The sequence below is a fragment of the Streptomyces umbrinus genome, assembly GCF_030817415.1.
Lineage (GTDB): Bacteria > Actinomycetota > Actinomycetes > Streptomycetales > Streptomycetaceae > Streptomyces > Streptomyces umbrinus_A.
Window position 1 is genome coordinate 8969848 of the sequence record NZ_JAUSZI010000002.1, and the last position, 14407, is coordinate 8984254.

The following is a 14407-nucleotide window of genomic DNA, read 5'->3' on the forward strand; positions in this document are numbered from 1 at the left end:
CCAGGTCCGGGCAAGTCCTGGCAAACAACTGGCGGAACGGTATTCCGCTCACGCACACGACATTCCGCCCACCCATACGCGCCCGGCCGCCCTCCGACTCAGACCCAGCGCGGCGAATCCGCCCCCCAGGGCCCGGGCGGCCGTGACCAGTCGCTCGGCCCACCCGCGAACGAGACCGGCGGCAGGGCGTACCGCAGCCTGCCCAGAGCACTGTCCGCCTCCGCGAGCCAGGGCGCCGGATCCCCGTACGAGCCCTCAGCCGGGCCGGAGCCGTACGAGCCCTCACGCGAGCCGGAGGCCTCCGCCGCAGCCCCACCCCGCCCGGCCTCGTCCCCGGCCGTCAGCCAGGCCGCCGTCCGCGCCAACGCCGGCCGTACGAACCGTGTCCCGCCCTCGTCCAGCCCCTCCGTGACGGCGCGCAGCACCCCGGCCGCGAGCAGATACCCCGTGCCGTGGTCGAGAGCCTGCGCGGGCAGCGCGCCGGGTTTCTCCCCGGATCCCTCGACGGCCGCGATGCCGGTGGCCACCTGCACCAGGCTGTCGAACCCCCGTCGCCCGCCCCACGGCCCGTACGCTCCCCACGCCGACAACTGCCCCACCACGATCCCGGGCCGCCGCTCGGCCAGCGCCTCCGCGGAGAGTCCGAACCGGTCCAGGGCGCCCGGGCGGTAACCGGTCACGACCACGTCCGCCGAGGCGAGCAGCTCCTCGAAGACCTGCCGGTCGTGGCGGCCTGCCGTCAGATCCAGGGTGGCGGACCGCTTTCCGAAGCCGGTGTCCGTGTGCTGGTCGGCGAGTTCGGGCAGTCCCGGCGGGTCGACGCGCAGCACGTCCGCGCCGAGCAGGGCGAGGGTCCGGGTCGCGACGGGCCCGGCGATGACCCGGGTGAGGTCGAGTACGCGCAGACCTGCGGCGGGCGACAGCGGATCACCGGCGAGCGGCGGGAGGCTCCGCGAGGCGGCGGAGTCCAGCCGCCCGCGCTCGACGAGCGGCCGCCCGGCGACCGCCGCCCCCTGCTCGTGCCGTGCCCATCCCTCCGGTGTGCGCAGCGCGACGGCGAGGCCCCCGGCCGCGTACACCGCGTCCTCCACCTCCACGGCCGACCGCTCCGCCAGGCACCCGGCCACGGCCTCCACCGAGGCGTCGTCCGGCAGCCCCAGGGCGCTCAGCAGCCGCGCCCGGTGGTGCGGATAGTTCGCGTGCGTGCGCACCCACCCGTCCGCCGTCCGCCAGAACCGCGAGAGGGGTGCGAAGGTGACCGGCGCCCGCCCGTCGACGAGGAGATGCCGCTCGCTCACGAACGCCGTGGCGACGGCCCCGTCGTCGACCCGCACCTCGGGCACGTCGGCGAGCCCCGCCCGACGGGCGCCCAGCTCGGCGGCGGCCAGCACGCACGCCCCCACGCAGGCCCGCGCCAACTCCCGTACGGGCAGCCGCGCTTCCAGCGCGCCGGACCGTGTGACGGCCGACAGCCGTGGAAACAGGCCGGGATCCCCGCCCAGCGCGGTCCACGCGAACTCCGTGGTCGGTGCATCCGAATGCGTCATACGGGCACTATGCAGGGTGTACGCGATCAACATGGGACGCGGTGTCCGGCACGGGACGCTGCGCCCCCGGACGCGCGAGAGCCGGGCGGCCCGCGGGCCACCCGGCTCGACTTCCTGAGGGAAGCTCAACTCCCCTCAGGAAGGCGGCACTTCCCTCAGGGAGGTGCTACTTCGTCACCGCGTCCAGCGCGTCGGCGGTGCCCCAGCCGTAGAAGCCGTTGTAGTTCTTCGGCCCCTCGCAGACCGCGTCGACCTTGCCGTCGCCGTCGATGTCGTACGGCTTGGTGCACGGCGTGGCGTCGGCCTCCGCGTACAGCAGGGCCTTCACCTTGGCCGCCGAGGCGTGCGGGTGCGTCGACTTGATGAGCGCGGCGACGCCCGCGACGTGCGGGGACGCCATCGACGTTCCGGCCATGTAGCCCCAGTTGCCGCCGGGCAGCGGGCCGAGGATCAGGCCGCTGGTGGCCGGCGGGGCCGGGGTCTGGAAGCGCGTCGAGTCGCCGCCGGGGGCGGCGATGTCGATGACGCCCAGGCCGTGGTTGGAGAAGGACGACTTGATGCCCTTCGCGCCGGTGGCCGCGACCGTGACGACACCCGGCAACTGGGTCGGGATGTCAAGACACTCCGACGGGTCGATGACACGCTCCGAAGGAGTCGAGTCGTTCGGCGAGACCGGGTCGGTGATCTCGTCGGCGGAGAGGTCGTAGTTCTCGTTGCCCGCCGCCGCGACGTTGACCGTGCCCTTCTTCTCCGCGTACTTCGTCGCCCGGCCGATGGCCTCGACGAGCGCCTTCTGGTCCGGGTCGTTCTTGCAGTTGAAGTACCACGGGTCGGTGTAATAGCTGTTGTTCGTGACGTCCACGCCGTGCGTGGCCGCCCACATGAAGCCGCAGACGACGGCCTCCGTGTAGAAGAAGCCGGCCGTCGTGGAGACCTTGATGCCGGAGACCTTCACGCCCGGCGCGACACCCGTGACCCCGACACCGTTCTTGGCGGCCGCGATCTCGCCCGCGACATGCGTGCCGTGCGGGCTCTCGGCGGCACTCGGCCGCCAGGCCCCGTCGGTCGTGTCCGGCTTGCCCGACACGCAGTTGACCGACGCGTCGCGGTCGAAGTTCGGCGCGATGTCGGGGTGCGTGTCGTCGACGCCGGTGTCGATCACGGCGACGGTGACCTTCTTGCTGCCGAGCGTCTTCTCGTGCGCCTTGTCCGCCTTGATGGCGGGCAGATCCCACTGCAGCGGCTCCAACGGGTCCTGCCCGGCCGCCGCCTCGACGTCCGCGACCTGCTCCGAGGTGAGCACCTTGGGGGTGCCGACATCGGTCGTGGACTGCGCGGGCAGCGGGGCCGTGCGCGTCGAGCCCGCCGATTCCACCCCGCGCACCTTGCGGATGGTCTTGGCGAAGTCGGCGTTCGACGAGTGGACGACGATCACGCCGATCTTGTCGTACGACGTCACGATCGTGCCGCCGGCGCGGGCGATGGCCTTCTTCACCTGGGAGGAAGGACCGTGCCCGGCGCGGACGTTGACGACGTAGCTCAGCGGGGTGGCCTCCGCCGAGATCTTCGCCGCCGCGTCGGCGACACCGGCCGTGTCGGGCGCCGGGGCCGCCGAGGCGCTGACGTTCGGCAGGAAGGCGAGAGCCGTCGCCAGGGCCATTCCCAGCGGGATGGCTATGACGCGGCGGGAGCGCGTCTGAGGCGCTGTCATGCTGTCTCCAGTTCGTTTCGCGAATACGTGCGGGCCGTGCGGGAAGTCCCGGGAAACGCGGGCTACTTGACCGCCTTCAGCGCGTTCACGATGCCGAAGCCGTAGAAGCCGTTGACACGCTTGCCGCCTTCACAGTTGGCGTCCTGCGTGCCGTTGCCGTCCTGGTCGTACGAGTCCGGGCAGCCCGGGTTGTCCGCCTGCGCCTTCAGCAGCGCCTGCAGCTGGGCGGGGCTCGCCCACGGGTGCTCGGACTTCAGCAGCGCGGCGACACCCGCGGCGTGCGGCGAGGCCATCGAGGTGCCCTGCAGGAAGCCGTACTGGTTGTTCGGCATCGTGGAGAGGATGCGGCCGTTCTTCGACGGGGTGTCCGGGATCTGGTAGAGCCGGTCACCACCGGGCGCGGCGATGTCGATGACACCCTTGCCGTACGTCGAGTAGTACGACTTGAGGTTCTGCACGCCCGTCGCGCTCACCGTGACGATGCCCGGGAGCTGGGTCGGTACGTCGAAGCACTCGTGCGGGTCGATCGTGCGGCTGACCGGGGTCGAGTCGTCGGGGCTCGTGTCGTCGACGATCGCGTCCGAGTCCAGGTCGTGGTTGGAGTTGCCGGCCGACGCGAGGTGCAGGGTGCCCTTCTTCGTGGCGTACTGCTGGGCCCGGTTGACCGCGTCGACGATCGCCTTCTGGTCGGGGTCGTTCATGCAGTTGTAGAGCCACGGGTCCACGTAGTAGCTGTTGTTCGTGATCTCCACGCCGTGGTCGGCGGCGAACACGAAGGCGCAGACGACGCTCTCCGGGTAGAAGAGTCCGTTGTCCGGGTCGCTGACCTTGATGCCGGAGACCTTCACACCGGGCGCGACACCGGCCACACCGATGCCGTTGCGGGCGGCGGCGATCTCACCGGCGACATGCGTGCCGTGGTAGTCCTCGGCGGTGTACGGACGCCAGGCGCCCTCACTCGTGTCGGCCACGCCGCCCACGCAGTTGGCGGACTGCTTGGCGGAGAAGTTCGGGGCCAGGTCCGGGTGCGTGTCGTCGACACCCGTGTCGATCACGGCGACCGTGACCTTCTTGCTGCCCGGGTCGATCTTGGCGGCCTTGTCGGCGCCTATCGCGCGCAGGTCCCACTGGTCGGCCTCGAGGGGCTCGCTCTCGGGGGTGGCCGCGGCCTTCACCTTGGCGGCCTCGGCGGCCGACAGATAGTCGGCGGCGCCCTCGTCCGTCGTCCCCGCCGCGGTCAGCGGCGTCGTGCGCGTGGCACCGGCGGACTGCACCCCGCGCGCGGTGCGTATCTGCGGGCCGAACTCCGGGTTGGCGGAGTGGACGACTATGACGCCGATCTTGGCGTAGGTGGTGACGACCGTGCCGCCGGCCTTGGCTATCGCCTTCTTCACCGACTCGATGGTGCGGCGGTCGGTCTTCGTGTTGACCACGTACGCGAGGTTCGGGCCGTCCGCCGCCGTGGCGGCGGGAGCCGACTGCGGGGCGGCCGCCGTGGCGACGCCCGGAATGAAACCGAGCGAGGCGGTGAGAGACAGAACAACGGGCACGGCGAGGGCGAGACGGCGTCTGGAACGCAGATGAGCCATGGGATCTCCACATCATCCGGAAACGGAACCGGCCCGAACACAGGTGGTGCCCGGGCAGGTACATGACGGGGTGGTGCAGGCCCGAAGCTATCTCCCGTCGTCCCTGGCCAGCAATGACTTACGGGGATGTCTTCCGAAACGTCGGCCACGACTTCCGAAAGAAGTGACCGGAGTTGAACCGCTCCTCACGCGGCTCCGTGACGTTGAGCAGGGAGCACGAGCACGATCGAGCCCCCTGCCGGATCACGCCCGGGGCACCTAACATCGCCACCCGGCCCACGTGATCCACATCACCGTGAGGTCAGAAATAAGCCATGTCCGTACCCAACCCGTCCCCCGATCCCAAGAGACCCCCGTCCAACGTCGCAACCGCACCCGCAACGCGAGGAGACTCCGTGGCTACCGACACACCGCCCCCCTCGAAAGCTGAACCTCACTTCCCGACCAGCGAGGAGTGGGTCGAGGTTCAGGAGAGCGCCGAGTTCGGTGAACTGCGCCGCGCCCACCGCTCCTTCGCCTTCCCGCTGACCATCGGCTTCATCAGCTGGTACCTGCTGTACGTCCTGCTGTCGATCTACGCGGACGACTTCATGGGCACCAAGCTGTTCGGCAACATCAACGTCGCCTTCGTCCTGGGCCTCGCCCAGTTCCTCACCACGTTCCTCATCGCCTGGTGGTACGAGCGGCACTCCTCCCGCCAGCTCGACCCCAAGGCCGAAGCGATCAAGTCCCGGATGGAGGGCGGCGCATGAGCCCCGCGATCACTCAGGTCCAGCTCGCGCAGGCGCAGCTCGCGGCGGGGGAGGCCAGCGAGCACCGGCCGCTGATCATCTCCCTGTTCGCGGTCTTCGTCGTCGCCACCCTCGTCATCACCGTCTGGGCCGGCCGGCAGACCAAGGACGCCGCGGACTTCTACGCGGGCGGCCGTCAGTTCAGCGCCTTCCAGAACGGCCTCGCGGTCTCCGGCGACTACATGTCCGCCGCCTCGTTCCTCGGCATCGCCGGCGCCATCGCCCTCTTCGGGTACGACGGCTTCCTGTACTCCATCGGCTTCCTGGTCGCCTGGCTGGTGGCCCTGCTCCTGGTCGCCGAGCCACTGCGCAACTCCGGCCGGTACACGATGGGCGACGTCCTCGCGTACCGCATGCGCCAGCGCCCGGTGCGTACGGCGGCCGGCACCTCCACGATCGTCGTCTCGATCTTCTACCTGCTGGCGCAGATGGCGGGCGCGGGCGTTCTGGTCTCGCTGCTGCTCGGTATCACCAGCGATGCCGGGAAGGTCGGCATCGTCGCCCTGGTCGGCGTTCTGATGATCGTGTACGTCACCATCGGTGGCATGAAGGGCACCACCTGGGTCCAGATGGTCAAGGCCGTGCTGCTCATCAGCGGCACCCTGCTCATCACCTTCCTGGTACTGCTCAAGTTCGACTTCAACATCTCCGACCTGCTCGGCAAGGCCGCCGAGAACAGCGGCGGCGGCGCGGCCTTCCTGGAGCCGGGCCTGAAGTACGGCCTCACCACCACGTCCAGCATCGACTTCATCTCGCTGGGCATCGCCCTGGTGCTGGGCACCGCGGGCCTGCCGCACATCCTGATCCGCTTCTACACGGTGCCCAACGCCAAGGCCGCGCGTAAGTCCGTGAACTGGGCGATCGGCATCATCGGCGGCTTCTACCTGATGACCATCGCGCTCGGCTTCGGCGCGGCGGCCCTCATCTCGAAGGAAGAGATCGTCGAGTCCAACCCCGCGGGCAACACGGCCGCGCCGCTGCTCGCCCTGCATCTGGGCGGCGTCGACTCGGCCTGGGGCGCGATCCTGCTCGCCACGATCTCCGCGGTGGCCTTCGCCACGATCCTGGCGGTGGTCGCCGGTCTGACCCTGGCCTCGTCCTCGTCGTTCGCCCACGACATCTACGCGAACGTCATCAGGAAGGGCAAGGCCACCGAGAAGGAGGAGATCAACGCCGCCCGATACGCCACCATCGGTATCGGTGTCGTCTCCATCGGCCTCGGCGCCCTGGCCCGCGACCTCAACGTCGCCGGTCTCGTCGCCCTCGCCTTCGCGGTCGCGGCCTCCGCCAACCTGCCGACGATCCTCTACAGCCTCTTCTGGAAGCGGTTCACCACCCAGGGCGCGCTGTGGTCGATCTACGGAGGCCTCACCACGGCGGTCGGCCTGGTGCTGTTCTCGCCGGTCGTATCCGGCAAGGCCACCTCGATGTTCCCGGACGTCGACTTCCACTGGTTCCCGCTGGAGAACCCGGGCATCATCTCCATCCCGGCCGGCTTCCTGCTCGGCTGGCTCGGCACGATTCTGTCGAAGGAGGAGCCGGACGTCCGCAAGTACGCCGAACTGGAGGTCCGCTCCCTCACCGGTACCGGAGCGCACTGACCGTCCCGCCAGGCGGCCGCGTCGTAGATCCCTACGACGCGGCCGCGGTGCGTCTCGTGGGATCAGGGCCCGACTCGTTGTCGGTCCCGTCACGTAGGCTCGCTGGTATCGGATCGACTGATCGACCGGATGTCTCTGCCGAGGTCCGTACGGAAAGAGCTAGAGGGAGGGGGCCCACGTGCTCATCGACACCTACGGCCGAGTGGCCACCGATCTGCGTGTCTCGCTGACCGACCGGTGCAACCTCCGGTGCACGTACTGCATGCCCGAGGAGGGCCTGCAGTGGCTGGCCAAGCCCGACCTGCTCTCGGACGACGAGATAGTCCGCCTCATCGACATAGCCGTCACCCGGCTGGGCATCACCGAGGTCCGCTTCACCGGCGGCGAGCCCCTGCTGCGCCCCGGCCTCGTCGGCATAGTGGAGCGCGTGGCGGCGCTTGAGCCCCGCCCCCAGATGTCTTTGACGACGAACGGCATCGGCCTCAAGCGCACCGCGACCGCCCTGAAGGCGGCGGGCCTGGACCGGGTCAACGTCTCACTGGACACCCTGCGCCCCGATGTCTTCAAGACGCTCACCCGCCGTGACCGCCACAAGGACGTCATCGAGGGCCTCGAAGCAGCCCGTGCCGCGGAGCTGACCCCGGTCAAGGTCAATTCCGTACTGATGCCGGGACTGAACGAGAACGAGGCGCCCGACCTGCTCGCCTGGGCCGTGGAGCACGACTACGAACTGCGCTTCATCGAGCAGATGCCCCTCGACGCGCAGCACGGCTGGAAGCGCGACGGCATGGTCACCGCCGGTGACATCCTCGCCTCACTGCGTACGCGCTTCGAGCTCACGGAAGAGGGCTCCGAGGAGCGGGGTTCGGCACCGGCCGAGCGGTGGGTCGTGGACGGGGGGTCGCACCGGGTCGGTGTGATCGCCTCCGTGACGCGCCCGTTCTGCTCGGCCTGCGACCGTACGCGGCTGACGGCCGACGGTCAGGTCCGCACGTGCCTCTTCGCGCGCGAGGAGACCGACCTGCGGGCCGCCCTGCGCTCGGACGCGCCGGACGAGGAGATAGCCCGTATCTGGCGGCTCGCGATGTGGGGGAAGAAGGCGGGGGCGGGCCTGGACGACCCGACGTTCGTCCAGCCGGACCGGCCGATGTCGGCGATCGGTGGCTGATGCCTCAGCCCGCTGTCTTCAGCCTTCAGGGTGGATGCTTGTGATGGACCTGCGGGTTGTCGAGGGCTGGTCGCGCAGTTCCCCGCGCCCCTGAAGGGGCACGGCTACTCCGGGGACTCCCAGTCCTCCAGGAGTACGACGTCCTTCAGGAAGCCCCGGACGCCCAGGAACTGGGACAGGTGCTCCCGGTGCTCCTCGCACGCGAGCCATGTTTTGCGGCGCTCGGGCGTGTGCAGTTTGGGGTTGTTCCAGGCGAGGACCCAGACCGCGTCGGCTCGGCAGCCCTTTGCCGAACAGATGGGGGAGGAGGGCGAGGACGGGTCGGAACCGGGGACGTTCAGAATCACGTCTCGACCCTACGTCAGCGGTGTCGGCCGACCCTTCCGGGTGCTGTCGAGGGGGCCGTGAACCCGGCTCCGAAAAAGGCGACGCCGAGCAGCCACGGGGGGAGCTGCCCGGCGTCGGTCTGTCGCTCCGACGGGGGATGCGGAGCGCGTACAAAGTATGTCACGGGTAACCCGCTGCCCGGCACCGGAACAACATGATTGATCTGAGCTTTTCTTGAGCTTGGTACGGTCCTGAATTACGGTCACGGACGATCGTTCGTGGTCAGGTCCGCTCGTGCGGCTCGTCCCGCAGGCGGGCGCCCGGATCGGTCACGAGGTCCTCCGGGACGGATTCCGCGGCGTCGCTCGCACGGGGCGCCGCGAGCATCGGACGGGTCGGCGCGGTCACGAACGTGGACGGCAGCGAGGGCGCGTTCTCCCGGCCCGCGTTGGCGATCACCACGGCGACATAGGGGAGCAGGATGCCGAGCGCCAGGGCAACGACGGCGACGTGCCGTTCGACGTTCCAGAGAGTGGCCGCGAGGATCACCGAGAGTGTGCGGACGGACATCGAGATGATGTAGCGGCGCTGCCTGCCACGTACATCGTCGGCGAGGCCCTGCCTGGCTCCGGTGATCCGGAAGACCTCGGCCTCGCTCTGCTTCCGCATCACGTTCCACCACCCGCCTGTGTCGGACGCTCCCCTGGCCCGTACAGCCTCCACGTTACGCCGCGGCTGCGTCGCCTACGAGACCGGGGCAGGTCCGGTTTCGGCGGGGGAGCGCTGCGCCGTACCGCGTATGGCCGTGCCCGACATGCGCCGTATGGCGGACAGGCCGAGACTGGGCGTAATGCTCACGTAGAGCCGTATAGGAGGCAGCCATGGGCTGGTTGTGGGCGATCATCGTGGGATTCGTGCTGGGCCTGCTGGCCAAGGCGATCATTCCGGGCAAGCAGCACAGCCCGCTCTGGCTCACCACGATCTTCGGGATCATCGGCGCGATCGTCGGCAACGCGATCGCCCGCGGCTTCGGCATCGACGAGACCCGCGGCATCGACTGGGGCCGCCACGCCCTCCAACTCGCCGCCGCGATCGTCATCGTCTTCCTCGGCGACATGATGTACACGGCGATGCGGGGCAACAAAGAGAGAGCCTGAACGTACGGGAAAGAGGGCGGTGCCCCATAAGGAGCCCCGCCCTCTTCCTGCGCGCTACATGAGGCGCGCCCTGCCTTTGGCTTTTAGGGGCGCGGGGAACTGCGCGACCAGCCCCCACGCACCCGCACCATACGAACCGAGCCCGCCGTTCCCCTGCCCCTAGCGGAGCTCAATCGCGGCGAGGTTCTTCTTGCCGCGGCGCAGCACCAGCCACCGCCCGTGCAACAACTCCTCCTTGCCGGGAACGGCGTCCTCGGAAGCCACCTTCACGTTGTTCACGTAGGCACCCCCCTCCTTCACCGTCCGCCGCGCAGCGGACTTGCTGGCCACCAGCCCCACCTCGGCGAAGAGGTCCACCACCGACCCGAGTTCGGCGACCTGGATGTGCGGCACCTCGGAGAGCGCCGCACTCAGCGTCGCCGCGTCCAGGTCACCCAGCTCACCCTGACCGAACAGCGCCCGCGACGCGGCGACCACGGCGGCCGTCTGCTCGCCGCCGTGCACCAGCGTCGTCAGCTCCTCGGCGAGCGCGCGCTGCGCGGCCCGGGCCTGCGGGCGCTCCTCGGTGAGCTGCTCCAGCTCCTCGATCTCCTCGTGGGACCTGAAGCTGAAGATGCGCAGGAACTTGGATACGTCCCGGTCGTCCGCGTTCAGCCAGAACTGGTAGAACGCGTACGGCGTCGTCATCTCGGGGTCCAGCCAGATGGTGCCGGACTCCGTCTTGCCGAACTTCGTGCCGTCCGCCTTGGTGATCAGCGGCGTGCCCAGCGCGTGCACCACGGCCTCGGGGTCGACCCGGTGGATCAGGTCGGTGCCCGAGGTGAGGTTGCCCCACTGGTCGCTGCCGCCGGTCTGCAGCGTGCAGCCGTACCTCCGGTAGAGCTCCAGGAAGTCCATGCCCTGCAGGATCTGGTAGCTGAACTCCGTGTAGCTGATGCCCGCGTCGGAGTTGAGCCGCCGGGAAACGGCCTCCTTCGCGATCATCTTGTTGACCCGGAAGTGCTTGCCCACATCACGCAGGAACTCGATGGCCGACAGGCCCTGGGTCCAGTCCAGGTTGTTGACCATCACCGCGGCGTTCGGACCCTCGAAGTCAAGCAGCGGCTGGATCTGGGCACGCAGCCGCTCGACCCACTGGGCCACGACGTCCGGCGCGTTCAGCGTGCGTTCCGAGTTCGGCTTCGGGTCGCCGATCAGGCCCGTGGCGCCCCCGACCAGGCCCAGCGGGCGGTTGCCCGCCTGCTGGATCCGGCGCATCGTGAGGATCTGTACGAGGTTGCCGAGGTGCAGGCTGGGCGCGGTCGGGTCGAAGCCGCAATAGAACGTGACGGGACCGTCCGCGAACGCCTTGCGCAATGCGTCCTCGTCAGTGGAGAGGGCGAGCAGCCCGCGCCACTTCAGCTCGTCGACGATGTCCGTCACGGTTCTCGTGTCTCCTTGCATGATCTTCGGGCAGCCGGGATGTCGGCCGACTGCGAGGCTATCGAGGTTATACGCCCTGACTGACAGAGCTCATATTGAAGTCGGGCACCCTCAGAGCGGGCATCGCGGCCCTGGTGAACCAGTCGCTCCACTCGCGCGGCAGCGTCTTCTCCGTGCGCCCGGCCTCGGTCGCCCGCCCCAGCAGGTCCACCGGCGACTCGTTGAACCGGAAGTTGTTCACCTCGCCGACGACCTGGCCGTTCTCGACGAGGTAGACGCCGTCGCGGGTCAGCCCGGTCAGCAGCAGTGTCGCCGGGTCGACCTCGCGGATGTACCAGAGGCAGGTCAGCAGCAGGCCCCGCTCGGTCGTGGCGACCATGTCCTCCAGGGACTTTTCCTCGCCGCCGTCGAGGATGATGTTGCCGATGCCGGGGGCCACCGGCAGACCGGTCAGGCCCGCGCTGTGCCGGGTGCTCGTCAGATGCCGCAGCTCGCCCTCACTGACCCACTCCGTGGGCCGGAGCGGCAGTCCGTTGTCGAAGACGGAGGCGTCGTCGCCGGAGGAGTGCGTGAGCACGAAGGGCGCGGACTCCAGGCCCGGCTCGTTCGGGTCGCTGCGCAGGGTCAGCGGCAGGTCGGTGAGCTTCTCGCCGACGCGCGTCCCGCCGCCGGGCTTGCTGAACACCGTCCGGCCCTCGGCCGCGTCCCGGGCCGCCGCCGACCACATCTGGTAGATCAGCAGGTCCGCGACCGCGGTCGGCGGCAGCAGCGTCTCGTAGCGGCCCGCGGGCAGCTCGACGCGCCGCTCGGCCCAGCCCAGCCGCGTGGCCAGCTCCGCGTCGAGCGCCGCCGGGTCCACGTCCTTGAAGTCCCGCGTCGACCGGCCGGCCCACGCCGAGCGCGTACGGTCCGGCGACTTGGCGTTCAACTCCAGCGTCCCGTTGGGCTGGTCGTGCCGCAGGCGCAGGCCCGTGGACGTACCGAGATAGCTGGAGACGAGCTCGTGGTTGGCGAAGCCGTACAGCTCGCGGCCGCCCGCACGCGCGCGTGCGAACGATTCGCCGAGGGCCGGGGCGAAGTCCGCGAAGACCGCCGACGAGGTCTCGGCGGGCGCGTCCGTGAAGTCGGGGGACGTGGGCACGCCCTCGACGAGCGGCTGCGCGTCCTCCGCCGGACTCGCGCCGCGCGCCGCCGCCTCGGCGGCCCGCACCAGCGGCTCCAGCTCGTCCGCGGTCACGGCCGCACGCGAGACGACCCCGGACGCCGTGCCCTCACGGCCGTCGACGGTCGCGACGACGGTCAGCGTGCGCCCGCGCGTCACGCCGTTCGTGGTCAGCGCGTTGCCCGCCCAGCGCAGGTTCGCCGTCGAGTGCTCGTCGGCGATGACGACACAGCCGTCGGCCCGGGACAGTTCGAGTGCACGCTCGACGATCTCGTGCGGCTTGTTCGTCCGAGAGCTCATCGACCGGCCTCCTGCGTGGTGTTCAGAATGTTGACGCCCTTGAAGAGGGCCGACGGGCAGCCGTGCGAGACCGCCGCGACCTGGCCCGGCTGGGCCTTGCCGCAGTTGAAGGCGCCGCCCAGGACGTAGGTCTGCGGGCCGCCGACCGACGCCATCGAGCCCCAGAAGTCCGTGGTCGTCGCCTGGTAGGCCACGTCCCGCAACTGACCGGTGATCCGCCCGTTCTCGATCTTGAAGAACCGCTGGCCGGTGAACTGGAAGTTGTAGCGCTGCATGTCGATCGACCACGACCGGTCGCCGACGACGTAGATCCCGCGGTCGACGCTCCCGATCAGGTCCTCCGTGGACATCCCGGCGGGATCGGGCTGCAGCGACACGTTCGCCATGCGCTGTACGGGTACATGGCCGGGGGAGTCGGCGTACGCGCATCCGTTGGACCGCTCGAAGCCGGTCAGCTTCGCGATCCTGCGGTCCAGTTGGTAGCCGACGAGCGTCCCGTCCTTCACCAGGTCCCAGGACTGCCCGGCCACGCCCTCGTCGTCGTACCCGATCGTCGCGAGCCCGTGCTCGGCGGTGCGGTCCCCGGTGACGTTCATCAGGTCGGAGCCGTACCGCAGCTTGCCCAGCTGGTCGAAGGTGGCGAAGGAGGTCCCGGCGTACGCAGCCTCGTAACCGAGCGCGCGGTCCAGCTCGGTGGCGTGGCCGATGGACTCGTGGATGGTCAGCCACAGGTTGGACGGGTCGACGACCAGGTCGTACACGCCCGCCTCGACGCTCGGCGCCCGCATCTTCTCGGCGAGCAGCTCCGGGATCCGCGCGAGCTCCGACTCCCAGTCCCAGCCGGTGCCCGTGAGGTACTCCCAGCCGCGCCCGACGGGCGGCGCGATCGTGCGCATCGAGTCGAACTCGCCGCTCGACTCGTCGACGGCGACTGCGGTCAGCTGGGGATGCAGCCGCACCCGCTGCTGCGTCGTCACCGTCCCCGCCGTGTCCGCGTAGAACTTGTTCTCGTGCACCGTCAGCAGCGAGGCGTCCACATGACTCACGCCGTTCGCCGAGAGCAGCCCCGCGCTCCACTCGGCGAGCAGCCCGGACTTCTCCTCGTCCGGCACGGAGAAGGGATCGATCTCGTACGAGGAGATCCAGGTCTTCTCGGCGTGCACCGGCTCGTCCGCGAGCTCCACACGCTCGTCCGAACCCGCCGCCTTGATCACCTGGGCCGACAGCTTCGCCATCGCCACCGCCTGCGACGCCACCTTCGCGGCGGAGTCCATCGTCAGGTCCACGCCCGACGCGAACCCCCAGGTCCCGCCGTGCACCACTCGCACCGCGTATCCCAGATCCGTGGTGTCCGAGGACCCGGCGGGCTTCGCGTCCCGCAGCCGCCAGGCCGCGCTGCGCACCCGCTCGAACCGGAAGTCCGCATGGTCGGCGCCCAGTGCCCTGGCCCGCGCGAGTGCCGCGTCGGCCAGGGCCCTCAGCGGCAGTGCCGTGAAGGCTTCGTCGATGGAATGAGGCACGGAGGTCTCCCTGCTGTCGTCGCCTGTCGGTCCGATCATGTCGCGCGGGCGCGCCGGGGGCCACAACTTTCTGTAGGGATCCGACAGCGAGTCCGGTACGTCACTGTCGGCG

The 14407-nt window shown here is 69.8% G+C and carries 12 protein-coding genes; 4 read left to right on the forward strand and 8 right to left on the reverse strand.

Features of this window, described 5'->3' with window-relative positions:
* Window positions 1–98 precede the first annotated feature (98 nt).
* The 3 genes from QF035_RS39640 to QF035_RS39650 all read right to left on the reverse strand — a co-directional run bounded on the left by QF035_RS39640 (window position 99) and on the right by QF035_RS39650 (window position 4847).
* Complete coding sequence (locus tag QF035_RS39640) at window positions 99–1547, reverse strand: CoA transferase (protein WP_307525997.1); 1449 nt, start codon at window positions 1545–1547, stop codon at window positions 99–101.
* 166 nt (window positions 1548–1713) lie between these two features.
* Window positions 1714–3258: a S8 family peptidase gene (locus tag QF035_RS39645; protein ID WP_307525999.1), complete on the reverse strand. Its 1545-nt coding sequence runs from the start codon at window positions 3256–3258 to the stop codon at window positions 1714–1716.
* Between the two features lie 62 nt (window positions 3259–3320).
* Window positions 3321–4847: a S8 family peptidase gene (locus QF035_RS39650; protein WP_307526001.1), complete on the reverse strand. Its 1527-nt coding sequence runs from the start codon at window positions 4845–4847 to the stop codon at window positions 3321–3323.
* Between the two features lie 395 nt (window positions 4848–5242).
* Here QF035_RS39650 and QF035_RS39655 point away from each other — a divergent pair, with 395 nt between their 5' ends.
* The 3 genes from QF035_RS39655 to moaA all read left to right on the forward strand — a co-directional run bounded on the left by QF035_RS39655 (window position 5243) and on the right by moaA (window position 8407).
* Window positions 5243–5599, forward strand: coding sequence for a DUF485 domain-containing protein (locus QF035_RS39655; protein ID WP_307526003.1), 357 nt, complete (start codon window positions 5243–5245; stop codon window positions 5597–5599).
* A complete protein-coding gene (locus tag QF035_RS39660) occupies window positions 5596–7239 on the forward strand; it encodes a solute symporter family protein (protein WP_307526005.1) in 1644 nt (547 codons plus the stop codon). The genes QF035_RS39655 and QF035_RS39660 overlap by 4 nt, the downstream gene beginning before the upstream one ends.
* Window positions 7240–7417: 178 nt before the next feature.
* Window positions 7418–8407 (forward strand): GTP 3',8-cyclase MoaA, encoded by a 990-nt coding sequence (gene moaA, locus QF035_RS39665; RefSeq protein ID WP_307526006.1) that lies wholly within the window; start codon window positions 7418–7420, stop codon window positions 8405–8407.
* Between the two features lie 104 nt (window positions 8408–8511).
* On the opposite strand, the gene QF035_RS39670 is transcribed toward moaA, so the two are convergent.
* Complete coding sequence (locus tag QF035_RS39670) at window positions 8512–8754, reverse strand: hypothetical protein (RefSeq protein WP_200399142.1); 243 nt, start codon at window positions 8752–8754, stop codon at window positions 8512–8514.
* Between the two features lie 262 nt (window positions 8755–9016).
* On the reverse strand, window positions 9017–9403 hold the full coding sequence (locus QF035_RS39675; protein WP_307526010.1) for a DUF3099 domain-containing protein: 387 nt from the start codon (window positions 9401–9403) through the stop codon (window positions 9017–9019).
* A 212-nt stretch (window positions 9404–9615) separates the two neighbouring features.
* On the opposite strand from QF035_RS39675, the gene QF035_RS39680 reads away from it, so the two are divergent.
* Window positions 9616–9891 (forward strand): GlsB/YeaQ/YmgE family stress response membrane protein, encoded by a 276-nt coding sequence (locus tag QF035_RS39680; RefSeq protein ID WP_307526012.1) that lies wholly within the window; start codon window positions 9616–9618, stop codon window positions 9889–9891.
* Window positions 9892–10050: 159 nt separating this feature from the next.
* Here QF035_RS39680 and tyrS read toward each other — a convergent pair whose 3' ends face one another.
* The 3 genes from tyrS to QF035_RS39695 form a co-directional block, all read right to left on the reverse strand.
* Window positions 10051–11313 carry a tyrosine--tRNA ligase gene (gene tyrS, locus QF035_RS39685; protein ID WP_307526014.1) on the reverse strand — a complete coding sequence of 421 codons (1263 nt, stop codon included), beginning with the start codon at window positions 11311–11313 and terminating at the stop codon, window positions 10051–10053.
* A gap of 67 nt (window positions 11314–11380) precedes the next feature.
* Window positions 11381–12775 carry a metallopeptidase TldD-related protein gene (locus QF035_RS39690; RefSeq protein WP_307526016.1) on the reverse strand — a complete coding sequence of 465 codons (1395 nt, stop codon included), beginning with the start codon at window positions 12773–12775 and terminating at the stop codon, window positions 11381–11383.
* Window positions 12772–14295: a TldD/PmbA family protein gene (locus QF035_RS39695; protein WP_307526018.1), complete on the reverse strand. Its 1524-nt coding sequence runs from the start codon at window positions 14293–14295 to the stop codon at window positions 12772–12774. The genes QF035_RS39690 and QF035_RS39695 overlap by 4 nt, the downstream gene beginning before the upstream one ends.
* Window positions 14296–14407: the final 112 nt, after the last annotated feature.